The following is a 23,140-nucleotide window of genomic DNA, read 5'->3' as shown; positions in this document are numbered from 1 at the left end:
GGCTTCGGAGCTTTCGGGCCCAATTACCCTACTTAGCGACGGCACATCAAGCCTGCCGCTACTGGGTAACGTGAGACTCACGGGATTGACCCTTTCCCAAGCCAGTCAGTGGCTTGAGACCTTATATAAGCGCCAGTTGCTGCGACCGGAATTGCAGCTTTCGATGGTCACCCCCAGACCCCTGCGCGTAGCCCTAGTGGGCCAGGTAATAAATCCGGGGCTCTACACGCTCTCGCAGTCCGGAAATGAATCCAGGGGGGAAGTTGCCGTTTCCAACCTGGGCCTACCAACCCTGGTGGATGCCATCGCCAAGGCAGGTGGCATCACGTCCGACGCCGACCTGCGCAGTGTGATGCTGCAACGCCGCTTGCCTGGCGAGGCAGGGGCTTACAAGCGCACCCGCCTCAATCTGCTGGCCCTTATCCAAGAGGGTGATCAGCAGCAGAATCCACTCCTATTTGACGGCGATACGATTCGGGTCGAAGCGGCGGCCGAGCCCTTGCCGGAGATGATCGAGCTTTCCTCCACCACCCTGGCTCCCAAGTCAATTACTGTGAATGTGATCGGCGAGGCGAAGGGTGGCGGTCGCGTTCAAGTGCCGGCCAACACCCCCTTGGTGCAGGCGGTGCTGGCGGCAGGGGGGCCAATCGCCTGGCGGGCTAACCCGGGCGACGTGGAACTGGTGCGGCTCAGCCGCAACGGCACTGTCACTCGTCAAAAGTTTGCCCTCAACCTGAGCCAGGGGGCCTCTAACAGCAAGAATCCGCCCCTACGCGATGGCGACACCGTGATCATAAATCGCAGCGCGCTCGCTGTGACCAGCGACGCACTAACTGCGGTAATCACACCGCTAAGTCCTATTTTAGGCATCCTGGGCTTCATTGAAGTGGTCAACAACCGCTGATTCCCACTCTCGCAAATTGGCAAATGCTGAGCAAGAACGCTCGATCGCCATGCAAGCCAAGCATTAAATCTTGATGAATTTATTATTAATGTTTTGGAACTACCAGCTCGACGCTTCCAGCAGAGCCGAAACCCAGGTTGGCCTACCCATTGACAGCTTGGATCATTGTGCTGAACTGCGGCCAAACACGTTATGAGCGCCCAATGATCGCCATCTCAGCCTTTCCAATCAATTGGGTGCTGGTACAAGATCTCGCCCTCGGCCCCGCGCCTGCAGCCACCAGGCATCTAAACAGGCTGGAAGCCGAGGGCATCACGGCGGTGCTCAGCCTCTGCTCCACCGAGGAGAAAGCCGCCCCTCCTGACCTAGAGGAGCGCTTCTACTGTCGTCGCCTTGTGCTGCAGGACCATCGCAGCCAGGGCACCCTCAGCATTGGCCTACTCGAGCAGGCCCTGGCGGCACTGGCTGAGCTGCGCAGCCATGGCCCGGTTTTTGTCCACTGTGTGGCGGCAATCGAACGCTCGCCCCTAGTCTGCATGGCCTGGCTGATGCGCGAATATGGCATCAGCCGGCAGAACGCCCTCGACTACCTACTCCAGGTGCACCCCGGCACTAGCCCATCGGCCGCCCACCTGATGCTGCTTACCCAGCTGAAAACTGCCGCGCCGATGGAACTGAAAATAGCCTGAAAGTTAAGATTGCCTGAGAGATAATTTCCAGCCATCATGGACCTGGTCCCAAATTCTGCCGCATAGTTGACCGTGAGCAATTCCGCCTGCAAAACCGCCCTGATCACCGGCGTCGCCGGCCAGGATGGCTCCTACCTGGCCGAGTTGTTGCTGGAGAAGGGCTACAGCGTGCATGGCATCAAGCGCCGGGCCAGCAGCTTCAACACCCAGCGGATCGACCACCTCTATCAGGATCCCCACGAGACCGGCAGCGAGGGCCAGGCCCCCAAGCTGCAGCTCCACTACGGCGACCTCACAGACAGCTCCAACCTGATCCGGATCATCCAGCAGGTGCAGCCCGATGAGATCTACAACCTCGGCGCCCAGAGCCATGTGGCCGTTTCCTTCGAGAGCCCCGAATACACGGCAGACTGCGACGCCCTCGGCCCGTTGCGCATCCTCGAGGCCGTAAGGATCCTCGGCCTCAGCTCCAAAACCCGCATCTACCAGGCCTCCACCTCCGAGCTCTACGGCCTGGTGCAGGAGATCCCCCAGAAGGAAACCACCCCCTTCTATCCCCGCTCCCCCTACGGCGTGGCCAAGCTCTACGGCTACTGGATCACCGTCAACTACCGGGAGGCCTACGGCATGTATGCCTGCAACGGCATCCTCTTCAACCACGAATCGCCGCGCCGGGGTGAAACGTTTGTGACCCGCAAGATCACCCGCGGCCTGGCCCGCATTGATGCGGGGCTGGACGATTGCCTCTACATGGGCAATCTCGACTCCCTGCGGGACTGGGGCCACGCCCGCGACTATGTAGAGATGCAGTGGCGCATGCTCCAGCAGGAGGGGCCGCCGCAAGACTTCGTGATCGCCACCGGCCGGCAGGAGACGGTGCGCCGCTTCATCGAACTCACCGCCGCGCAGCTTGGCTGGGGGGGGATCGATTGGGAAGGGGAAGGGATCCAGGAGATCGGCCGCCGCTCTGGCAGCAGCGAGGTGGTGGTGCGCATCGACCCCCGCTACTTCCGCCCCGCCGAGGTGGAAACCCTGCTGGGGGATCCCACCCTGGCCCGCGAGAAGTTGGGCTGGGTTCCCACCACCACCCTCGAGGAGCTGGTGGCCGAAATGGTGGCAGCCGACAAGGAAGAAGCCAAAAAAGAAGCGATCCTGCGGCTCAAGGGCTTTGCGGTGGTGGGCTCGATGGAAAACCCGCCCACCAATCCCATGGCCGTCGAGATGGCCCGCGAAGCGATCCAGCCATGAGCAGCGGCTCCCCCATGGGCAGCGCGCCCCTGATCCGGCCCCAGGATCGGATCTTCGTGGCAGGCAGCCGCGGCATGGCTGGCTCAGCGATCGTGCGGGCCCTCAGCGCCGCTGGCTATGGCCAGATCCTTACCCCTCCCCGCAGCGAGCTCGACCTGCTCGATGGGGCGGCCGTTTCCAGCTGGTTTGGCGCCCAGCAACCCTCGGTGGTGGTGCTGGCGGCCGCCAAGGTGGGCGGCATCCACGCCAACGCCACCTACCCGGCCGATTTCCTGCTGGACAACCTCAAGATCCAGACCAACGTGATCGAGAGTGCTTGGCGCTCGGGCGCGCGACGGCTGCTGTTTCTGGGCAGCAGCTGCATCTACCCCAAATTCGCCGAGCAGCCGATTCGGGAGGAAGCCCTGCTCACCGGGGCGCTCGAGCCCACCAACGAGTGGTATGCGATCGCCAAGATCGCCGGGCTCAAGTTGTGCGAGGCGCTGCGCCGGCAATACGGATTCGACGCCATCAGCCTGATGCCCACCAATCTCTATGGGCCGGGCGACAACTACCACCCCACCAACAGTCACGTGCTGCCGGCGCTGATCCGCCGCTTCCACGAAGCCTCCGAGCGCCCCGAGCAGGGCCTAGGCACCCACGTTAGCTGCTGGGGCACAGGCAAGCCGCTGCGGGAATTCCTGCATGTGGACGACCTCGGCGAAGCCTGTCTATTTGCCCTCGAGCACTGGAGCCCTGGGCCCGAGGCAATCCCCTATCTCAATGTGGGCACGGGCCTCGATCTCTCAATTGGCGAGCTGGCCAAGGCGGTGGCCGAGGCAACCGGCTTCCGCGGCGAGATCGCCTGGGATGCCAGCCAGAGCGATGGCACCCCGAAAAAGCAGCTAGATGTCAGTCGCCTCAGCGCCCTGGGCTGGCAGGCCCGCATTCCCCTGGCCACGGGCCTGCAGAACACGGTGGACCTGTTTCGCCAGCAGCTGCAGCAGCAGCTGGTGCGCCTCTAGGCCTAGGTCTAGGTCTAGCCGGCGTCAAAGAATCGCTTGCCGTCCCTGCGCTTCTGGTTAAGCCGGCTGGCCTCCCTGCGGCTGTACTCGCTCACCGACGGGTTGGCCACCACCGGATCCACATGGGCCACCTGCTCCCAGAGGGCCCGCGGCGCCCAGCGCACCGTGTGCTCCACCCGGTCAAGGCGAGTGACATGGCACCAGCTGCTGGTGCCGCAGGCCGGGCAGAAGAGCTCCTCGAGCCACTCATTGCTCAGCACCAGCACCGGATATGCCTGGATCACCAGCCGGGCCTTCTTATCGGGCATGCCCCGGGCCTGAAGCTGCTCAGCGGTGAGCAGGTGCAGGAAATACTTCTTGCCGTTGCCCTCAATTCGCTGCTCCGGATGGGCCGGGCAGAAGAGTTGGCGCCGCTGGGGCCTGCGGGAACGGGGCTTGGTGTCGCCATTCGGGCTCTGGGCCATCCCAAGGGCTACTTAGCTGTAAGCCAGTTTAACGTCCCCGCTTCAAAACCAAACCGGCTTGTGCCGACTTCAGAGCCTCCAGTTGGGCCTGGTCACAGCTGCTCCAGGCGGCGCGGGCCTCAGCGGTGGGAGCCACACCCAGCCGGCTGAGCTCGGCTAGGGCCTGCTCTCGCCCGGCGATGAGCGCCCCCCGGCGGGCCTGCTGCTGCTCCTGCCAGCGGCGTTTCCCGGCCCGATCGGCCTGGCGCCAGCGCTCCAGGGCCTGGCCATGGCGCTCCAGCTCCAGCTCCTGATCTTCCCGGGTGAAGCGCGCCAGCAGCTCCGGATCGGGAGCCAAGGGCCGCTGCAGCGGGATGTAGGTCTGCAGGCTGAGCCGGCTGAGCCGGGCCTTGCTGCTGGCCAGGCTCTCAACCTGCTGCCGCACCGTCGCCTGCTGGCTGCGGCAGCGACTCAACAGGGCAGTTAGTTGCCTTTGGCGGAGCTCGGCAGCCTGCTGCTGCTGCCGCTTGGCACCATCGCAAGACACCAGTAGTAGTGCCAGCAATGGGGCTAGTAAGGAGGCCAGTAGGGGGGCCAGCTCCTTGCCCGTTCCAGCTCTCTGGTCCATGGATGGAGCCTACCTACCCAGAACCTGGGCGGCCCGGAGCAGTTCGGCTTCGGTGGCGGCGTATACCGCCGCGGCCTCTGCGGCACTGCGGCCGATGCAGGTCATGCCGAGCTTGCCGTATTCGGAAAGGCAGCCCAACAGGTGAAAGACGCTGCCTCGCAACTTAGCTGGATCGAAGTGCAGGCCGGCCTCGGTGACGATGTCGACCAGATCCACCGGCAGCAGGCCGCGGAGCTCCGGCGCCGTGAGGTTATCGGTGGCCCGGTAATGCAATTGCTGGCTGCTGGGGGCGTGGTATTGCCCGCTGGCCGGATCCAGGCAGCCGCCGCTGATCGCGCTGAGGGCGAGATATGGATGGGTGGTGCCCCCGTGGCGCAGGTTCACCTCGATCGCCTGCAGGTCCCAGCGGTCGCCGAAGCGCCGGGCGATGAAATCCACCGCGTAGCGCTCCAACGCCCCCTCCTCAGCCAGCGCCTCGCCCACCGCCTGGCCATGGCGCATCAAGGCCTGCCGGTAGGGAGCGGCGGCAGGGAAAGTGCAGCCTTGGTAGGTCTGACCGCTGGCGCCACCGAGCACCTGCTCATGGCTTGAGAGCATCTCCACCAGACCGGGATGGCCAGGGTGACCAGGATGGATCGTGCCCTGCACGCTAGGGGAGCTGAGCTCCTCGCCCCCCTCCAGCCAGGCCTCCACCAGGGCCCCCTGCTGGCCCAGCTGTTCACGCCAGCTGGGGGAGGGCATCGGCAGCTGCTCAAGGGCCTGGCGCAGCCGCTGGCGCCGCCCGGCGGCACCGAGCTCAGCCAGCTGGAGCGGGGCCAGGGCCAGGGCCGCGTTGCCCTCGCCGCCGAAGCCTTCATTGAGCTTCACGACGCACTTGCCCAGCTGGGGATGGGCCTCCCAGAGGTCGGCGGTGGCCTCCGTCAGGTCGTCGAGGCTGTGGGTGAGGGCCGAGCCGGGGGGATGGGGTACGCCGCAGCGGGCAAACAGCTCACGGCTGCCGGCCTTGCTGCCCCAGTAGCCCAGGGCCGGGTCGGTGCCCAGCAGGGGCACCTGCAGCCGCTCCGACAACTGCCGCTCCAGATCGCTCACCACAAAGCAGTTGATGAAGCTGCGCCCTGGCCGCAGCAGCTCGGCAATGCGGGCCAGCAGGGCAGGCCGCTCCAGCAGCTTGGCGGTGAGGGGCCGGCTGGAGGCGTCGTCGGTATCGAGCAGGTGCAGGCGCCGCCGAGCATGGGAGGTGGGCAGGCCCGGCAGCAACTCCAGCACCGTATCCACCACCAGCTCCCCCAGGGGCTTGCTGGAGGTGTAAACCATGCGCACCCCCGGATCCCGCAGTCGCATCAGGGCGAATAACTGCCGCTCCTCGTAGTGGTGGGCCCCGGTCACCAGGTCGATCTGGCGCTGGTCCATCGACAGCGATGGCACCATCAGCACATCCACATCAGGCCCCTGGGCCTGGGTGGTGCGGCCCCATTCGGGCTTCAGCTGGCGCTGGAGCTCGCGGAAGCTGAGCAGGGTCATGGCGGGATCAGGCGCTGTAGGCCTTGCGGGCCGGGATCGGGTAAGGGATTCGACGGTGGCGCATCCGCTTCCACACCCGCACGAAGGCACGGATCAGCAGTTCTAGTTCGGCCCGGCTGATCCCGCTATGCACCAGCTGGTTTTCAGCCTGGCGCGCCTGCACGATGCGACGCACCATCTGGCGGGCCTCCGCTTCGCTGGTGCCCAGCGGCAGGGAGCGCAGGGCAGCTTCACAGCCATCGGCCAGCATCAGGATTGCCGTTTCCCGACTGCGGGGCGTGGGGCCCAGATAGCGAAACCGCTGCTCGGGGGTACTGGGATCCCGCTGGCGCGCCTGGTGGAGGAAGTAGCCCATCTTCAACGTGCCCTGGTGCTCGGGGATGAAGTCGGCCAGGGGCCGGGGCAGCCGGTAGCGGCGGGCCAGCTTCAGCCCCTCATCCACATGGGCCTGGAGGATTCGGGCGCTGGCGGCGGGGTCATCGAGGGCGTCGTGGGGGTTGCTGCCTTCCCCTTGGTTTTCGATGAACCACTGGGGGCCATGCAGCTTGCCCACGTCGTGATAGAGGGCCCCGGTGCGCACCAGGTCGATATCGGCCTGGATCGCCCGGGCCCCCTCCTCAGCCAGGCCGGCGATCATCAGGGTGTGTTCGAAGGTGCCTGGCGCCTCAACCGAGAGCCGCCGCAGCAGCGGCCGCTGCAGGTCGGCCAGTTCCATCAGCCGCGCCCGGGTCACAAGCCCGAAGAAGGTCTCCACCAGTGGGGCCAGCAGCAGTCCCGCCATCAACAGCCCGCCCAGCAGCAAGGCCTCACTGAGCAGGTCTACCTGCACCGCCGGGCTGCGGCTCTGCAGCAACAAATACTGGACTCCCAAGCCCGCACCCGGCAGCAGCACGGCCAGCTGCAGCAGTTCGGCCCGGTTGCGCTGCCGGCCGGCCGTCACCGCCGCCGCGCTGCCCACGCCAACGGCCACCAGCAGCCGCAGGGCTACCAGGCCCGTGATCGGTAGGGGCCAGAGCAGGCTGGCCGCCGCCAGCCAGGCCAGGCCACAAGCCGTGCCCAGGCCCTGGGCCAGCAGCAACACAGGCGGCACCAGCAGCACCATGGGGCTGGCCAGGGGGCCCAACCAAAGGGTGAAGCCCTGCATCACCAGCATGGCCCCCAGGGCCAGCAGGGCCTGCCGTGGCTCCAAACAGGCCCGCCAGCGCCGCAGCACCAGCACCATCACCCCAACCACGGCCAGGGCCTCAAGGAAGTGACCCAGCCAGGTGAAGGGCCGGGGCCGTCGGTTGACCAGACCGAAATAATCGAGCACATCCAAGGCCTGGGGACTGATGGGCTCCCCCTGGCGAGTCACCAGATCGCCTTGCTGCACCACGATCGTGGGAATGCTCTGCTGGGTGATCAGGGCCTCGATGCGCCGCTGGCTCAAGCCCTGGTCACTGCGCAGGTTGGAGTGGCCCTGCAGCGAAGCGGCCAGCAGCCTGGCGCCCAGCCGCCTCGGGATCGGCGCCAGCGAATCCAGTTGCAGGCTGGCGGCCTGCAGCAAGTGCCCTTCGGCCAAGCCAGGAGCCAGCCCCTGGCTGAGCATGCGCAGCTGGGCCTGGCGCACCTCCCGGGCCCAAGCCGTGAGCTCGGCGCTGCCCAGACCCTGCAGCCAGCTGCGCTCCTGGGCGGTGATCTGCACCGGTTCGAGGCGTGGTTGGTCGGCGTTGGCCTGCTGCTCCACCGCCTTGAGACCCTGCTCCAACTTCTGGCTCAGCAGTCGGTTGGTCTGCCCATCCACCACCTGCACGGTGGTGCGGGGCACCAGCGCCTGACGGCGCTGCTCGAGGGCATCACTGTCGAGCACCCGGGCGGCGTTGGGGGCCCGCAGGGTGAATGGGGCCGCCATTCCGGGCCGCAGGCTGGGCTCCACCAGCCAGGGCCAGCTGGCCACCAGGGCCACCAGGGCGCACACCAACAGCACCGAGACCGTGTCTCGAGCGCGCCAGATTGCCGGCGACTGGCGCGGGCGCTCCAGTCGCAGCAGCTGACGCCAGAGGGATCGCAGCCGCCTCAACACCATTCCCAAACGCTAGCCGGCCCATTCGCAGCCGGGATTGCAAGCTGGGGAGCAGGTTGAATCTTTTTTCCTATGGCCACCCTTCTGGATGGCCGCCGTCTAGCCGGCGAGATCGAAGCCCGGCTGCAGGCGGTGATTGCCAGGCATGGCACCCAGCTGGGTCGCCCCCCCGGGCTGGCCGTGTTGCGGGTGGGTGATGACCCCGCAAGCGGCGTCTACGTCGCCAACAAGGAAAAGGCCTGCGCCCGGGTGGGCATCACCAGCCTCGGGGCCCATCTGGCAGCCGGCACCGGCGCCGACGAGGTGCTCGCCGCCGTGCTCCGCCTCAATGCCGATCCCTGCTGTGATGGCATCCTGCTGCAGCTGCCCCTGCCAGCCGGGCTGGCGGAGGGGCCCCTGCTGATGGCAATCGATCCGGCCAAGGATGCCGATGGCCTCCACACCCTCAACCTGGGCCACCTGCTCAAAGGGGAACCCGGGCCCCGCAGCTGCACCCCCGCCGGGGTGATGGCCCTGCTGGCCCGCCACGGCGTGGAGCTGGCCGGCCAGCGGGCCGTGGTGGTGGGCCGCAGCATCCTGGTGGGCCAGCCCATGGCGCTGATGCTGCAGGCCGCCGACGCCACCGTCACGGTGGCCCATTCCCGCACCCACGATCTGGCCGCCCTCACCCGCCAGGCCGACGTGCTGGTGGTGGCCGCCGGCCGGCCGCGCATGATCGGCGCCGAGCACGTCAAGCCTGGGGCCGTGGTGGTGGATGTGGGCATTCACCGCACCGAGAGCGGCCTCTGCGGCGAGGTGCGCTTTGAGGAGGTGGAGCCGATCGCCAGTGCCATCAGCCCCGTGCCCGGCGGCGTTGGCCCAATGACCGTCACCATGCTGCTGGTGAACACCGTGGTGGCCTGGTGCCGCCGCGCCGGGCTCGACCACGGCCTGGGCGATCTGGTGCCTTAACGGGGATTGGATGGTCCCTGGGCTGGTCAGGATCCGGGGGTGAGTGTCGAGGGGGGGTTCTGCTGCTGTCTTTGATTTTGTACAGCTGTACAGAATCAAAGACACTGTGCCCAGCGAAGCCAGAGCTCTCTGCCGCAACGTTTCGCGCTCTTGAGCACCCTCTGCCACCCCGCCTGAGAGAATCCCCGCCAGGAATGGCCAGAGGCCCAGCCCCCATGACCGCGGCGGTGACAACCACGTTTGATTTCGCCGCCTACCTGGAGGCCGCCCGCCTGAGGGTGGAAGGGGCGCTCGCTGCCTCCCTGGGGCCGGAGCGACCCGAGACCCTGCGGGAAGCGATGCGCTATTCGCTGCTGGCTGGTGGCAAGCGGCTGCGGCCGATCCTCTGCCTGGCGGCCTGTGAGCTGGCCGGCGGCGACAGCGAGCTGGCGATGCCGACAGCGGTGGCCCTGGAAATGGTGCACACGATGTCGTTGATCCATGACGACCTGCCCGCCATGGACAACGACGACCTGCGCCGCGGCCGGCCCACCAACCACAAGGTTTACGGCGAAGCCAAGGCGATCCTGGCCGGCGATGCCCTGCTCACCCGCGCCTTCGAGATGGTGGCCCTGCGCAGCCCCGGCGTGCCCCCCCAGCAGCTGCTCGCCGTGGTGGGCGAACTCTCCCTGGCCTCCGGCGCCCCCGGCCTGGTGGGCGGCCAGGTGGTGGATCTGGAGTGTGAGGGCCAATCCGTTGACCTCGCCACCCTCGAATACATCCACCTGCACAAAACCGGTGCCCTGCTGCGGGGCTGCGTGCTCAGCGGCGCCCTGATCGCCGGCGCCCCAGAGGAGCTGCTGGCGGCCCTGCGCACCTACGCCCGCGGCATCGGCCTGGCCTTCCAGATCATCGACGACATCCTCGATGTCACCGCCAGCAGTGAGGTGCTCGGCAAGACCGCCGGCAAGGACCTCACCGCCGACAAGACCACCTACCCCAAGCTGTTGGGCCTGGAGGAATCCCGCCAGCGGGCCGATGCCCTGGTGGCCGAGGCCAAGGCGGCCCTGGCACCCTTTGCCAGCGGGGAGCCGCAGGCGCTCAAGGCCGCGCCCTTGCTCGCCCTGGCCGACTTCATCACCAGTCGCGACCGATGAGTGAACCTCTGCTGGCCATACTTGACAACGGCGTGCTGTGGTGGGGCCTGGCCGCCTGCGGGGTGGCCCAGCTCTCCAAGCTGGTGATCGAGCTGGTGGTGCATCGCCGCTGGAATCCGCGGGTGCTGGTGGAAACCGGCGGCATGCCCTCAAGTCACTCGGCCCTGCTCACCGGCACCACCGCGGCCCTGGGCTGGGTGGAGGGTTTTGGGGGGCCACTCTTCGGCCTGGCGGCCGTGCTCTGTTTCGTGGTTCTCTATGACGCCTCCGGCGTGCGCCGTGCCGCCGGCCTCACCGCCGCCCGGGTGAATGCCATGGTTCAAGTTGAGATTGGTGAGCTCGAGATAGACAGTGCCAATCCCCGCCAGCACGAGAAGCCCCTCAAGGAAAATCTCGGCCACACCCGACTGGAGGTGCTGATCGGCTCCCTGATCGGCCCCCTGGTGGCCCTGCCCGGGCTGGTGCTGGCGGGATCCCCCCTGCACCTGGCCCAGGCCCTGGGCTGGCTCGCCCCGATTGGCTGAAGCCCCCACCCTCACCGCCGACCAGCAGGCCGCCGCCGCCGCCTTCGCCGCCTGGCTCTCCGCGCCCGGGGATGGGGCGCCGTTTGTGCTGGGCGGCTATGCCGGCACCGGCAAAACTTTCCTATCCACCCGGTTTCTGGCCCAGGTGGAGGCCACCGGCCTCTGCTGGACCGTGGTGGCCCCAACCCACAAGGCCGTGGGTGTGCTGCGCTCCCAGCTGGCCCTGGCGGGCCTTTCCCCCACCTGGTATCCCTCCACCATCCACCGGCTGCTGCGCCTCAAGCTGCGCCGCCAGGGGGACCTGGAGCGCTGCGAGGAAACCGAGCAGACCGCTATGGCCCTCGAGCACCTGGGCCTGGTGCTGGTGGATGAGGCCTCAATGGTTGACAGCAGCCTGCTGGAGATTGCCCTGCGTTGCGCCCACCCCTTCCGCACCCGGCTGGTGTTCGTGGGCGATCCGGCCCAGCTGCCGCCGGTGGGCGAGCCCGAGAGTCCGGTGTTCAGCCTGGGCCGGGCCTGCCGGGCCGAACTGCAACAGGTGGTGCGCCACCAAGGGCCGGTGCTGCGCCTGGCCTCCGGGCTGCGCCAGGGGGACCTGCCCTGCCGCAGGCCAGCGGCGCTGGCGCCGATCCGCACCGAGACCGGCCAGGTGGCCCTACTGGAGCGGGGCGCCTGGCTGGAAGCCGCCCAGGCCGCCCTGCGCCGCAGCGCCGAAACCGACAACCCCGACCTGACACGGATCCTCTGCTACACCAACCGCTGCCTCGAGCAGCTAGTGCCCATCGCCCGCCGCGCCCTGCACGGCGAGATGGCCGACCAGCTGCCGGTGCTGCCCGGCGAGGTGCTGATCACCCGCACGGCGGTGATGGCCCCCGCCTGCCGGGAAGGGGAAGATGCCGCCGAGGAGCCCGACATGCTGCTGGGCTCGAACCGGGAGCTGGTGGTGCGCGATGTCATCCCGGAGCGCTGCGACCTGGCCGACTTCGGCGTCACTGATGCGCCGGTGATCGACACCCTCACCGCCCGGGTGGAAGCGGGCGAGAGCCAGCTGAGCCTGCGGCTGCTGCCGCCATTGGGCACGGCGGCCCGGATCGCCCTTGAGGCTGTGTTGGCCCGCCTGCGCCAACAGGCCAAGGACGCCGGCAAGCAGGAAGGCAGGAGCCTGTGGCGCCGTTTTTTCCTGGTACGCGACGCCTTTGCCTCCCTCGGTCCGGCCGCCGTTCTAACCGTGCACCGCAGCCAGGGCAGCACCTTCGCCGAGGTGTTCGTCGCCGGCGATGTGTTCTGGCCCAGCGACCCGGTGCTGCGCCGCCAACTGGTGTATGTGGCGGTGAGCCGGGCCAGCCAGGCGGTCACCCTTGAGGCCAGCGCACCGGGCGCCGATCCCAGCTCCCGCGCCGACCAGCAGCTCTGGCGCGACTGGTTGGGGGCGGATCGCTGATTGCTCAGGCCAGCCGCAGGCCCTCGATCCCCTGCCAGCCCAGGTAGAGCGCCAGGGCCACACTCACCAGCCCCACCAACAGGTCGCCTTTGGCGAACAGCCACTGCTTGCTCCGCTCCAGCAGGGGCAGGATGCGCTCGGGGCCAACCAACAACAGGGCCAGCAGGGGTGTCAGCAGCAGGCTGGCGCTCACCAGGCTGAACACTGCGGTGGCCAGCACTTCCGTTCCCCGGCCCAGGCCGGCGGACAGCAGGCTGGTGGCCGTCTTGGCAAACAGAAACAGGTCGTCCGGGCTGGCCACCTGGAGGGCGGCGCTGATGGCCAGCAGCAGGGGCAGAGGCATGGCGCTGAACTGATCCAACCGGCGGGTCCAGCCCGGCGGTCCGGCGCCCTCCTCCTCCTTGCTGAGCAGCTCTTTGAGCCCCAGCCCCAGCAGGGCGCCGGCGGCCAGCAGATCCAGGCCGGTGCGGTGGCTGGTGCCCTTTTCCATGCTGAGCACCAGGCCGTGACCCACCGTGAGCAGCAGGGCCACCACCAGGGCGGCCGTCACCAGCCAGGCGGCCACAAACCAGCCGCCCCGCTGCAGGGGCTTGGGGCCGAGCAGGAGCAACAACAGCAGGCCGATATGCAGTGGCGAGAAACCGATCGCCAGACCAAAGGCCGAGAGCTCCCCCAGCAAGCTGGCCAGATCAGTCATTTCGCCGCAGCCGCAACTGGAACATTCCAGCGCACCAGCGTGCGCCGCTCGCGCTCATGGCCCAGCACGCTGAGCGTGGCCGTATTCAGATTGAGCAGGGCGCCACCGGCGGGCCCCAACCCCAGCCAGGTGCCCGCCAGGCTGCGCAGGATATGGCCGTGGGCCACCAGGGCCACCACACCAGAACCAGAACCGGCACCAGCCCCACCCCCGGCACCGTCCCCAGCCAGGGATTCGGCCAGGGCGATCACCCGCAGGCAGCGCTCCTCCACCTGGGCGCTGTCCTCACCGCCTGGGCAGCCATGGCTCCACACGGTCCAGTGGGGCACCTGGCGGCGGATCTCGGCGGTGGTGATGCCCTCGTAGCGGCCGTAATCCCACTCCTGCAGGTCTGGGCAGGGGCGAGCCCCTGCCCCCAGGCCCGCCAGCTCGGCGGTGCGCCGGGCCCGCTGCAGCGGACTCACCAGCACGGCCGCAAAGGGCTGCCGCGCCAATACCGGGGCGAGCGCCCGCGCTTCCGCCTCTCCCTCCGGCAGCAGGGGAAGATCGGTGCGGCCGGTGTGGCGCCCGTTCAGGGCCCATTCCGTGGCCCCATGGCGCAGCAGCCAGAGTTCCAGCGCCGGTGTAGCCAGCATGGGGTTCAGGGCCGCACCTCAAACCAGTCGGCACCGGTGGCGGCCACCTGGGCGCTGGCCACGCTGTTGACCACCGCTTGCGCTGGACCCTTTTCGCACCAGATGCGCAGCTCGGTGAGGTCTTGGGGGTTGCCCTCTGCCTCCAGTTCCACCGAGCCGTCAGGGAGGTTGCGCACCCAGCCACTGAGGCCGAGTTCCTGGCAGCGGGCAGAGCAGGCGGCCCGGTAGCCCACCCCCTGCACCTGGCCGCGCACGATCAGCCGCCAGCGCTCCTGCTGGATCAGGGGCTTGGGCTCATGGGGGCGGATGAAACGGCGCTCATCGGCAGCGGCACGGCGCGCGCGGCTGCGGCTGCCAGGCGTGAGGGAATCACCGGGCATCCAGCCCAATGGAGATGCAGCCAGCTGGCGTGCACGTTCGGCGCTGTCCATCCTTCGCTTCGCTCTGGGGTTCCCCAACCTTCAAGCTGCCACAGCCCGTCGCCACTGGCTACAGATTCAAGCTGCCAGCGATGAAATTCATGGCCGCTGAAGGTTTCCCCAGGCCGCACCAGCAACCCTGCCGCCCTTACCGTGGCCTGGCGATAGCCCAGGCTCAGCCCCCCCTTGCGCGCCTGGAAGGGCAACACGCCGGCCATCCGGTGCAGCCGGCCATCGCCATCGGCCAGCTGCTCACCGAGCAGTAACAATCCGCCGCATTCAGCCACCAGCGGCACCCCCCCGGCCGCCGCGCGGGCCAGGTCCGCCAGGCTGCGCCGACTGGCCGCCAACCGGGCGGCATAGAGCTCCGGATAGCCGCCCGGCAGCAGCACCGCCCGGCAGCCGGCGGGGAGGGGCTCGTCGGCCAGGGGGCTCCACACCAGCGGCTCCAGGCCGACGGCCTGCAGCAGTTCGCCGGCCTCGGGGTAGCGGAAGTGGAAGGCCGCATCGCTGGCGATCGCCACCGGCAAAGGCCCGGAGCCCCCGCTGGCTTCCAGGGACGGTTGCTGGTCCCGCAGGCACCAGCCGATGGGGTCGCCGGCACCGATCTGGGCCGCAGGCGGCGCCAACAGGGGCAGCAGCAACTCCAAGTTGAGCTGGCGGACGGCCAGTTCGGCCCACTGCTCCTGGCGCTGCTCAAGGTCGTGCAGCTCGCCGGGCGGCAGCAGCCCCAGGTGGCGGGAAGGGAGCTCCAGGCTCGGGTGGTGGGGCAGCACCCCCAGCAGGGGCACCTCAATGGCCTGCAGCGCTTCGGCCAGCAGGGCGTGGTGGCGCTCGCTGCCCACCCGGTTGAGCACCACGCCGGCCAGCCGCACCGGCGGCGGGCCGTGGTCGCGGAAGCCCCGCACCAGGGCCGCCACGGATCCGGCCTGGCGGGAGGCCTCCACCACGAGCACCACCGGCAAGCCCAGCTGGGCCGCCACCGCCGCCGAGCTGCCCTCGCTGCTGGGGCCGCGGCCATCGAACAGGCCCATCACCCCCTCCACCAGGGCCAGGTCGGCCCGGCTGCCATGCCAGTGGAAACTGCGCTCAACCCACTCCGGCCCGCAGAGCAGGGGATCGAGGTTGCGGCAGAGGCGGCCACTCACCTGGCTGAGCAGCTGGGGGTCGAGGTAGTCGGGCCCCACCTTGAAGGGCTGCAGCTGGAGGCCCTGCCGCCGGGCCCAGGCCGCCAGGCACAGCGACAGCAGGGTCTTGCCGCTGCCACTGCTGGGCGCGGCGATCAGGCAGGCCATTGCGGGCGGGGAGAGCGCGGGCTCAGGGGAGAAGTCTGGCGGCGATTGGGGCAGCTACCGCCAGTAGGGGGTTGGTGGAATCGTGGCCGCCGGAGAGCAGGCGGGCCATCTCCATCTCCTCGCTTTCATTCGGCAGGGGAACCACCTCCTCTGCCAGCTCCATGCTGGCCATGCCGCCCGATTCGAGCCGCATGCAGCCGCCCGATTCCGAACAGAGAATCACGCACAGGGGCGACCCCTGGCTGCTCTGGCAGATCAGGCGCAGGCCCACCATGGCGCCCGGGTGGGTCTTGGGAACGCCAACCGGCACGGGCATTTGACGGAAACGCACGGTCTGGCCATCGGTGCGCTCAAATTCGGCGCCGATCCCCTGGCCGGAGCCATCGCCATCGACGGCATAGGTCGCGGTCAGGTGCCAGCCCAAGCGGTCGGCCAGCCAGGCCGCCAGCAGCAGCCCCTTCACGGGGTTGTCGCCCTCGACGTCCAGGTCGAGCTGCACCACGTGGTTGAGGGCATCCCGCCGGGAGGGGGGGTCGAACACCATGGCCAGGGATTCGCGCCAGCTGCGCAGCCGCATCCAATTGAGGTCGTTGATCGGCTGGCCCGCCCCAACCCGAGCCACCAGCAGGTCGAGGCAGCGGCGCGGATCCCCTAGCGACGAATCCACCACCAGGCGGCGGTTTCCGCTGGCCAGGGCCGTCATCACCTCGGGCGCCTCATCGAGGCTGCTGTTCCACCACACCCAGCAGGGCAGCTCGGGGCTGATCAGGGGTTGCACCAGATCGAGGTTCTCGCGCAGGGCACCGGTGCCGCCCCGCAGCACCACCACATCGCCACAGGCATCGCCGCCGGCCCCCTCCTCCGGCAGTGGGCAGTAGGCCGCCACCAGGGTTTCCAGGGGTTTGGCGCCATCGAGGGTGGGGGCCAGGGTGATCAGTCGCCGGGGCATGTGGACGCTGATCGCCCCCTCGACAAACTGGCCCCGCAGGTCATCGGCGTGGTGATCGCCACCCAGGTTGCCGATCGCCCAGGCCAGCTGGGGATCCATCGGCGCGGTGCTCAAAGGGAGGCCACAGCTGATCGCGGCGGCCCGGGCCGCCTCCAGCACCGTGTCGTTGAGCAGGCCGGTGATCGGCCCATCCAGGCGGCCGCAGCGCACCAGTTGCTGCTCCAGCCAGGAGCCCTCCCACACCACCAGGGTGAAGGTGGCGGCGCCGTGGGAGCTACCCAGCTCATCACTCCAGAGGCGCTCCAGGTAGCCGGGCACCTCGGCGGGGGGCAGAACGAGCGGGGCCTGGAGAGTGAGCTGGGTCGACATGGCGGATCAGGGATGAAAAATCAGGGGCGTCGCCAGATCAGGCCGTCATCGGCCAGCAGGCTGTCGGCGGCGCCGGGCCCCCAGGTGCGGGCCTCGTAGGGGTAGACCGGCAGCTGGGCGGGGGCGTCCTCAATCAGCTCCAGCAGGGGGGTGTAGAGCCGCCAGGCGGCCTCCACCTCGTCACTGCGGGTGTAGAGGGTGGGGTCGCCCAGCATGGCGTCAGCCAGCAGGCGCACATAGCCCTCGTCGCTGGGTTCGCCGAAGCTGTCGTCGTAGGAGAAGGCCATGTCCACCGGCCGGCTGCGCATGCCAGAACCGGGGGCCTTGACCTCGAATTTGAATTCCGCCCCCTCGTTGGGTTGGATGCGCAGGATTAGCTGGTTGGGGGTGGGGGCGCCACCGGCCGCATCAAACAGGTGCACCGGCGCCTCCCGGAAGGTGAGCACCACTTCGGAAAGCCGCTTGGGCAGCCGTTTGCCGGTGCGCAGGTAGAAGGGCACCCCCTGCCAGCGCCAGTTGTTGATGAACAGCTTCATGGCCACGTAGGTCTCCGTGGTGCTCTCGGGATTCACCCCGGGCTCCTGGCGGTAGCCGGTGATCGGCTTGCTGCTTGAGCCCCCCGGCCCGTACTGGCCCCGCACACAGCACTTCCAGGGTTCGTCCTCATTGGCTAGGCGCGCCGCCTGCAGCACCTTGGCCTTCTCGTTGCGCATCGACTCGGGGTCGAAGCGGCCCGGCGCCTCCATGGTGGTGAGGGCCAGCATTTGGGTGAGGTGGTTCTGCACCATGTCCCGCAGGGCGCCCGAGCTCTCGTAGTAGCCGGCCCGCTCCTCCACGCCCACGGTTTCGGCGGCAGTGATTTGCACACTCGAGATGTAGTTGCGGTTCCAGATCGGCTCGAAGATCGTGTTGGCGAAGCGCATCACCAGGATGTTCTGGACCGTCTCCTTACCCAGGTAGTGGTCGATCCGGAAGATCTGATTTTCCTGGGCGCTGGTCTGCACCACCCGGTTGAGTTCCTGGGCGCTGCCGTAGTCGCGGCCGAAGGGCTTCTCGATCACCACCCGGCTGCGGGCCGGGTCGCTCAGCAGGCCGGCGGCGGCCAGGGAGCGGCAGCCACTGCCATAGAAGTTGGGCGAAACCGAGAGGTAGAAGGTGCGGTTGTTGCGGGTGGCCCGCTGCCGGTCAATCACGGCCAGGCGTTCGCCCAGACGCACCACCGAGGGGGGATCTTGCAGGTCGACGGGTTCGTAGAAGAGCCCAGCCGCAAACTGCTCCCAGGCCAACGGGTGCTCGGCCACCTCATTTGCCAGGGCCTCGGCCATGCGGCTGCGAAACTCCTCGTCGCTCCAGGGGCGTCGGGCGCAGCCCAGGACAGCGAATTCACTGGGCAGGCGCCGCTGGCGGAAGAGCTCAAACAGGGCCGGGATCAATTTGCGGTGGGTGAGGTCACCGCTGGCCCCGAAGATCACCAGGCATTGGGGGGGAATGACCCGCTCCTGGCGAAGACCTACCCGCAGTGGATTGGTGAGCACAGCGCCCATGGATGCCTTTCCGGTCTCCATGGTTTAACCGGCCCAGGGCCCTCTCCCGGCGCTTGGCCCACTTTGTGATGGTTTCTGTGTGGGATTGGCCAAAAACCGGCCCAGGGCTCAGTAGGTTTCCACGTGCCAGCGATCGGCCTTTTTGAGCTGGGGCCGCAGCTCAGACCAGTCGAGGCCCTTGGCCGCCGCGGCCACGCCCATGGCCTCGTCGATACCCGGCTCCATGCCCCGCAGACCGCACATGTAGACGTGGGTTTTGGGGTTTTCGATCCAGGCGAAGATCTCCTCGGCGTTCTCGCTGACCCGGTCTTGGATGTACATGCGGCCGCCCTTGGCGTTCTGCTGCTCCCGGCTGATCGCTTTGGTGTAGCGGAAGTTGTCGGGGAACTGGGCCTGGTAGTGCTCGAAGTCGGCGTCGTAGAGCAGGTTGGCGGTGGTGGGGGAGCCCATGAACAGCCAGGCCTTGCCACGGAAGGTCCAGCCGTTCTTCTCGCGCTCGGCCGGCTCGAACATGCGGCGCAGGTAGGTGCGCATCGGCGCGATGCCCGTGCCGGTGGCCAGCATTATCACGTTGGCCTCCTCGTCTTCGGGCAGGAGCATCTCCTTGCCCACCGGGCCGGTGATCTTCACCTTGGCGCCGGGTTCGATGTCACACAGGAAGGTGGAGCAGACGCCGTTGATAGTTTCGCCGTCCTTCTCATATTGCAGCTGGCGCACGCAGAGGGAAACGGTGTGGCCTGCCAGGTTGTCGCCGTGGCGGGTGCTGGCGATCGAGTAGAGGCGCAGCTTGTTGGGTTTGCCGTTGGCGTCGGTGCCATCGGGAATGATGCCGATGCTTTGGCCTTCGACGTAGTGCAGCTGGGGATCACCGCCCTTGAGGTCGAAGGTGATGTGGTTGACCCGGCCAATGGCGCCTTCGGCCACCAGGCTGTAGTTCTCGACGACGGTGCTTAGGAAGGGGGCCTTCGGCTTGTAGAGGTTGACGGGAACGTCGGCGTGGGACACGGCAGCAGGTTTGGTGGGAGGGGTTGTCTGGGGAGCAGCTGGTGCTGGGGGGGAGGTCTCAGGGGAGCTGGCATCGCCGCTGAGCACGGCACTGATCCGCCCCCCCTGGCGGGCAATCGTCTGCATCAAGCCCTGCAGCAGGGCGAGCGGCACGGTGAAGCGCCGTTCGGCCTGGCGCTGCTTGCCCACGCCGAAGGCTTCCACCACAACGGTGAACATGCGGCTGTCGGACTGGGTGGCGCGCCCTGTGGAAACTCTCATGCAGACCCTTCCCGCTTAAAAGCGGGCTGATCATAGGGAACCCATCTGCTGCGATTTTGTGGCGAACACCGCTAGGTTTGCCAGCACACTGTGACCGTGCCTCCTTGGCGCAGATCCTTGTACCGTCAGCAGCCGCCGGTTCCCTGTCCCAAGGGGCAGTGAACGGGCCCGATCCAGCGAGTCAGGCTGATCCAGCTAGCCAGCAGCTCTGCAGCCTCGACACGATTCAGCAGGAGATGGAGCGGCTCCCCCAGGGGGCCCGGCGGCTGGCGGTGCAGCTGAGCCTGAGCCCAGACCCCCAATGCCTCTGGTCGGTACTGACCGATTACGGCAACCTCAACCATTACATCCCCAACCTGGCCTCCTCCCGCCAGCTCTGGCGTCGCGGCAACGTGGTGGGCCTGGAGCAGGTGGGAACCCAGCAGTTCTGCGGGTTGCGCTTCAGCGCCAGGGTGGAGCTGGAACTGGTCGAAGACCGGGAGGCCGGCGTGCTGAGTTTCAGCATGTGCCGCGGCGATTTCCGCCGCTTCGAGGGCTGTTGGCAGATCGGCCGGGCTGGGGAGAGCACCCGGCTGCTCTATGAGCTCACCGTGCAGGGCCGGCCAGGCATGCCGATCGGCCTGATCGAACAGCGACTGCGCGAAGACCTGGCCAACAACCTGCGCGGCGTGCAGCGCGAAGCCGAGCGCCGCACCGCCCAGGCCTGAGCCAGCTCTGGCCAGAAAGCAGCCAAAAAGGCTGCCAGAAAGCTGGCAGAAAAAAGTAATACCCCCAAGGGGATTCGAACCCCTGTCGCCTCCGTGAAAGGGAGGTGTCCTAGGCCTCTAGACGATGGGGGCCAGGCCACAACGCCCAGAGGCGCCGCTGGTTTGGAAGCTACGGGTCAGGGTGACCCTTCGTCAAGGCGGGCTGGCCCTGGCCGCTCCAGACCGGAACGGTGACATGGAAACAGGCCCCTTCACCGGGCTCGGAGGCCACCCAGATCCGGCCGCCATGAACCTCGGCAATGCGACGGCACACCGACAGGCCCACGCCGTAGCCGGAGGTGGTGCCGGAAGTTTGGGGCAAACGCACCCGATCCAGGAAAATCCGCTCCTGCTCGCCCTTGGGAATGCCCGGACCGCTGTCGCAGATGCTCACCTGCACCCACTGGTCGGTGCGGTGCAGCAGGGCCAGCTGCACCCGACCCTTATCGGGGGTGAATTTGAGGGCGTTTTCCAGCAGGTTGAGCAGCACCTGGCGCATGCGGCGTTGGTCGGCAAACACATCCGGCAGGTCGGCAGGGATGTCGGTGAGCAGCTCCAGGTCGCGGCCGATCCACAATTTCTCCAGCTCCAAAATGGCCTCGGCCACCACCTCGCCCAGGGCCAGGCGCTGGGGGTTGAACAGGGCCTCCCAGCGGGTGGTGCCCACCTCGAGCAGATCTTTGGAGAGCTCCTGGATGTCGTCGAGCCGGCGGGTGAGCACGTCGCGGAAGCGGGCCTCGTCGATCTGGCCAAGGGTGTGGCTCTGGAGGGCGAGCTTGGCGGCGGTGAGTGGGGTGCGCAGCTCATGGGCCACCATCCGCAGCAGCCGCTCCTGCACCCCGAGCCGATCGATCAGGGTTTCGTTTTCCTGACGCAGCACCAGCACCTGGTCTTCCAGCTGCAGCTCCCGCCGGGTGCGGCTGCCGTCGATCTCGGCGGGCCGCAGGCTCATGCCCAGGCTGGTGACCACCTCCATCTGCTGCCAGCGCGGCAGCCAGCTGCGCAGTTTCTGGGTGATCCCATGGCCGGCCAACACCTGCTTGGGGAACGGATCGAGCTTCACCAGGGCGGGGGTGGCCACCAGCCGATGCAGTTCCAGCAGTTCGGGCTGGCGGGCCGGGTCGGCCACCTCCAGGCTCACCTTGAAGCCACACTCCTCGCCCTTGAGAAACTGCAGCAGGCTGCGCAGGTCCGGGCTGGCCAGGTGGTGGTTGGAGGCCACCAACAGCAACTTCAGCGCCTGGCGTTCCGTCGCTGGCGCTGGCCGTTCGGTGCTGGGCTGGTCTGGGGTCACGCTGCTCACCCTATGGGGATGGGGCCAGTGAGGTCCATCCCCGCTATGACTGAGACAGTCAATGCCGTGAGCCCTAGGGCCGGGATTTCATGAGCAGCCTCCCAGTTCCCAGCCTCCCAGTTCCCGGCCCACCCGTTCCCAGTCCACCGGTGCAGCCCCGCATCCAGCTCGACAGCAATCTGCGCCGCTGGTTTGCCCGCAATCTGGGCCTCTGGCGCTCGCGGCGGGTGTATTTCTTTCTCGATGAAGAGCCCCTGCGCGTCGACATGATGCTGCGGGTGGAGGCCTACCAGGAGCCGGTGGAGGGCGATGCGGCCTACCGCTTTACCTGGTGGCCAGAGCAGGAATTCGACTTCTTTGAGAAAAAGCCCACCTACTCGCGCAGCGGCACAATGGACGCCTACTTGTGTGGGCACCAGCTGCAACGCAGTCGCGGTTTTTACGGCGCCGCCGCCAACCGGAGCCAGATTCGCCAGGTGGATGAGCATGAGCTGACGTTTGAATCCCACTACGAGGGGTGGGACATCCTCGAGCACTTCCGCCTGGTGGACCAGGACCGCTACCGCTCCCGCTCGATCTATTCCTGGAAGGAGGGCGTTCTCGAGCTGGCGGAGCTCCACCACGAGGTGCGCGTCGAGGCGGCCGGCCCTCCCCTGCCGCCTGGAGCTGAGCCCTGATGCAGCAGCATGGCCGCACCTGACGCCCCACTCCGGCCCTGACGATGTCAAGCCCATCCCCGTCACGCCTTTACCCATTGCCGCTCCAAGCCCTGCTGGCGCTGCCCCTGCTGGTACTCCCCCTGGTGCTTGCCCCGTCTGGGGCCTGGGCGGCCCCCGCCACGGAGGCGGAGATGAACCTCTACACCCGGATCGCCGCGGTCAACGTGTGCATCGCCCGCGGCGCGGGGGTGCCCTTCGACAGGGCCGTGGGCATCGCCGGTGAAACCATCGCCCAGGTGATCCTGGGCCAGCACGAAGGGGTGATCGCCCAGGTGGGGGCCAAGCCCCTGGGTCTGGAGGACCTGCGCAAGGGCTCGATCAACTCGGCAGTGCTGGGAGCCGCCGAGATCTGCCCCAAGGAGGTGCCCGCCGACGTTATGGCGAAGGTGCAGGACGCCCTCAAGCAGCCCCCCGCGGCCAAGCCGGCTGCGGCGCCTACGGCCAAACCCACCCCTAACAAGTAATCCGAATGCCCCTGGTGCGCCTCGCCGACTACCGTCCGGCGCAGTTTCTGCTGGATCGCACCGATCTGGTGGTTCAACTGCACTCCGACCACAGCGAGGTGGCGGCGCAACTGGCCTTTCGGCCCAATCCGGCCGCCGAGCCCGGCCCGCTGCTGCTCCACGGGGTGGATCTGGAGCTGCTGGAGCTGGCGA

Annotated in this window: 24 protein-coding genes and 1 tRNA gene; 12 read left to right on the top strand and 13 right to left on the bottom strand. The window is 67.8% G+C overall.

Annotated features, from left to right (window positions below; all coding sequences use genetic code 11):
- The first annotated feature begins 85 nt into the window (after window positions 1–85).
- From KBZ07_RS03395 to KBZ07_RS03380, 4 genes are all read left to right on the top strand, one after another.
- Window positions 86–904, top strand: coding sequence for an SLBB domain-containing protein (locus KBZ07_RS03395; RefSeq protein WP_254930292.1), 819 nt, complete (start codon window positions 86–88; stop codon window positions 902–904).
- Between the two features lie 203 nt (window positions 905–1,107).
- Window positions 1,108–1,593, top strand: coding sequence for a dual specificity protein phosphatase (locus KBZ07_RS03390; RefSeq protein ID WP_254930291.1), 486 nt, complete (start codon window positions 1,108–1,110; stop codon window positions 1,591–1,593).
- A gap of 72 nt (window positions 1,594–1,665) precedes the next feature.
- On the top strand, window positions 1,666–2,841 hold the full coding sequence (gene gmd, locus KBZ07_RS03385; RefSeq protein ID WP_254930290.1) for a GDP-mannose 4,6-dehydratase: 1,176 nt from the start codon (window positions 1,666–1,668) through the stop codon (window positions 2,839–2,841).
- Window positions 2,838–3,845, top strand: coding sequence for a GDP-L-fucose synthase (locus tag KBZ07_RS03380; RefSeq protein WP_254930289.1), 1,008 nt, complete (start codon window positions 2,838–2,840; stop codon window positions 3,843–3,845). Before gmd ends, KBZ07_RS03380 begins: the two co-directional genes overlap by 4 nt.
- 14 nt (window positions 3,846–3,859) lie before the next feature.
- Here KBZ07_RS03380 and KBZ07_RS03375 read toward each other — a convergent pair whose 3' ends face one another.
- The 4 genes from KBZ07_RS03375 to KBZ07_RS03360 are packed head-to-tail and all read right to left on the bottom strand — an operon-like array spanning window position 3,860 to window position 8,502.
- Entirely contained in the window at window positions 3,860–4,309 is a 450-nt protein-coding gene (locus KBZ07_RS03375) for a hypothetical protein (RefSeq protein WP_254930288.1), read from the bottom strand.
- A gap of 28 nt (window positions 4,310–4,337) precedes the next feature.
- Window positions 4,338–4,916, bottom strand: a complete 579-nt coding sequence (locus KBZ07_RS03370) for a hypothetical protein (RefSeq protein WP_254930287.1) — start codon at window positions 4,914–4,916, stop codon at window positions 4,338–4,340.
- A gap of 9 nt (window positions 4,917–4,925) precedes the next feature.
- Window positions 4,926–6,437, bottom strand: a complete 1,512-nt coding sequence (locus KBZ07_RS03365) for a peptide ligase PGM1-related protein (protein ID WP_254930286.1) — start codon at window positions 6,435–6,437, stop codon at window positions 4,926–4,928.
- 7 nt (window positions 6,438–6,444) lie between these two features.
- The gene (locus KBZ07_RS03360) at window positions 6,445–8,502 is read right to left on the bottom strand and encodes an HDIG domain-containing metalloprotein (protein WP_254930285.1); all 2,058 of its coding nucleotides are present in this window, start codon (window positions 8,500–8,502) and stop codon (window positions 6,445–6,447) included.
- Between the two features lie 69 nt (window positions 8,503–8,571).
- Here KBZ07_RS03360 and folD point away from each other — a divergent pair, with 69 nt between their 5' ends.
- The 4 genes from folD (at window position 8,572) to KBZ07_RS03340 (ending at window position 12,551) form a co-directional block, all read left to right on the top strand.
- Window positions 8,572–9,450 carry a bifunctional methylenetetrahydrofolate dehydrogenase/methenyltetrahydrofolate cyclohydrolase FolD gene (gene folD / locus KBZ07_RS03355; protein ID WP_254930284.1) on the top strand — a complete coding sequence of 293 codons (879 nt, stop codon included), beginning with the start codon at window positions 8,572–8,574 and terminating at the stop codon, window positions 9,448–9,450.
- 215 nt (window positions 9,451–9,665) lie between these two features.
- A complete protein-coding gene (gene crtE, locus KBZ07_RS03350) occupies window positions 9,666–10,586 on the top strand; it encodes a geranylgeranyl diphosphate synthase CrtE (protein ID WP_254930283.1) in 921 nt (306 codons plus the stop codon).
- On the top strand, window positions 10,583–11,110 hold the full coding sequence (locus KBZ07_RS03345) for a divergent PAP2 family protein (RefSeq protein WP_254930282.1): 528 nt from the start codon (window positions 10,583–10,585) through the stop codon (window positions 11,108–11,110). Before crtE ends, KBZ07_RS03345 begins: the two co-directional genes overlap by 4 nt.
- A complete protein-coding gene (locus KBZ07_RS03340; RefSeq protein WP_254930281.1) occupies window positions 11,103–12,551 on the top strand; it encodes an AAA family ATPase in 1,449 nt (482 codons plus the stop codon). The genes KBZ07_RS03345 and KBZ07_RS03340 overlap by 8 nt, the downstream gene beginning before the upstream one ends.
- A 4-nt stretch (window positions 12,552–12,555) precedes the next feature.
- Here KBZ07_RS03340 and KBZ07_RS03335 read toward each other — a convergent pair whose 3' ends face one another.
- From KBZ07_RS03335 to KBZ07_RS03305, 7 genes are all read right to left on the bottom strand, one after another.
- Window positions 12,556–13,248 carry a GAP family protein gene (locus KBZ07_RS03335; protein WP_254930280.1) on the bottom strand — a complete coding sequence of 231 codons (693 nt, stop codon included), beginning with the start codon at window positions 13,246–13,248 and terminating at the stop codon, window positions 12,556–12,558.
- Entirely contained in the window at window positions 13,245–13,883 is a 639-nt protein-coding gene (locus tag KBZ07_RS03330) for a histidine phosphatase family protein (RefSeq protein ID WP_254930279.1), read from the bottom strand. Before KBZ07_RS03330 ends, KBZ07_RS03335 begins: the two co-directional genes overlap by 4 nt.
- A 5-nt stretch (window positions 13,884–13,888) precedes the next feature.
- Window positions 13,889–14,263, bottom strand: a complete 375-nt coding sequence (locus tag KBZ07_RS03325; protein ID WP_254930278.1) for an acylphosphatase — start codon at window positions 14,261–14,263, stop codon at window positions 13,889–13,891.
- Window positions 14,164–15,597, bottom strand: a complete 1,434-nt coding sequence (locus tag KBZ07_RS03320) for a cobyrinate a,c-diamide synthase (RefSeq protein WP_254930277.1) — start codon at window positions 15,595–15,597, stop codon at window positions 14,164–14,166. The genes KBZ07_RS03325 and KBZ07_RS03320 overlap by 100 nt, the downstream gene beginning before the upstream one ends.
- Window positions 15,598–15,619: 22 nt before the next feature.
- On the bottom strand, window positions 15,620–16,915 hold the full coding sequence (locus KBZ07_RS03315; protein WP_254930276.1) for a glucose-6-phosphate dehydrogenase assembly protein OpcA: 1,296 nt from the start codon (window positions 16,913–16,915) through the stop codon (window positions 15,620–15,622).
- A 20-nt stretch (window positions 16,916–16,935) separates the two neighbouring features.
- Window positions 16,936–18,459 (bottom strand): glucose-6-phosphate dehydrogenase, encoded by a 1,524-nt coding sequence (zwf, locus tag KBZ07_RS03310; protein ID WP_254930275.1) that lies wholly within the window; start codon window positions 18,457–18,459, stop codon window positions 16,936–16,938.
- Window positions 18,460–18,567: 108 nt separating this feature from the next.
- Window positions 18,568–19,725, bottom strand: coding sequence for an FAD-binding oxidoreductase (locus KBZ07_RS03305; RefSeq protein WP_254930274.1), 1,158 nt, complete (start codon window positions 19,723–19,725; stop codon window positions 18,568–18,570).
- Window positions 19,726–19,961: 236 nt separating this feature from the next.
- On the opposite strand from KBZ07_RS03305, the gene KBZ07_RS03300 reads away from it, so the two are divergent.
- Complete coding sequence (locus tag KBZ07_RS03300; protein ID WP_254930293.1) at window positions 19,962–20,432, top strand: SRPBCC family protein; 471 nt, start codon at window positions 19,962–19,964, stop codon at window positions 20,430–20,432.
- Between the two features lie 59 nt (window positions 20,433–20,491).
- Here KBZ07_RS03300 and KBZ07_RS03295 read toward each other — a convergent pair.
- Together KBZ07_RS03295 and KBZ07_RS03290 are read right to left on the bottom strand one after the other, a co-directional pair.
- Window positions 20,492–20,564 (bottom strand) — tRNA-Glu (locus KBZ07_RS03295).
- Window positions 20,565–20,601: 37 nt separating this feature from the next.
- Entirely contained in the window at window positions 20,602–21,765 is a 1,164-nt protein-coding gene (locus KBZ07_RS03290; RefSeq protein ID WP_254930273.1) for a histidine kinase, read from the bottom strand.
- Window positions 21,766–21,854: 89 nt separating this feature from the next.
- Here KBZ07_RS03290 and KBZ07_RS03285 point away from each other — a divergent pair, with 89 nt between their 5' ends.
- The 3 genes from KBZ07_RS03285 to KBZ07_RS03275 form a co-directional block, all read left to right on the top strand.
- Complete coding sequence (locus KBZ07_RS03285; protein ID WP_254930272.1) at window positions 21,855–22,442, top strand: hypothetical protein; 588 nt, start codon at window positions 21,855–21,857, stop codon at window positions 22,440–22,442.
- A gap of 44 nt (window positions 22,443–22,486) precedes the next feature.
- Complete coding sequence (locus tag KBZ07_RS03280) at window positions 22,487–22,948, top strand: cAMP phosphodiesterase (RefSeq protein WP_254930271.1); 462 nt, start codon at window positions 22,487–22,489, stop codon at window positions 22,946–22,948.
- 5 nt (window positions 22,949–22,953) lie between these two features.
- The coding region (locus KBZ07_RS03275) for a hypothetical protein (protein ID WP_254930270.1) at window positions 22,954–23,140 on the top strand (187 nt) is incomplete at its 3' end.

This window comes from Cyanobium sp. BA20m-14, from assembly GCF_024346295.1.
This window is presented reverse-complemented; position numbering and strand designations above follow the sequence as displayed.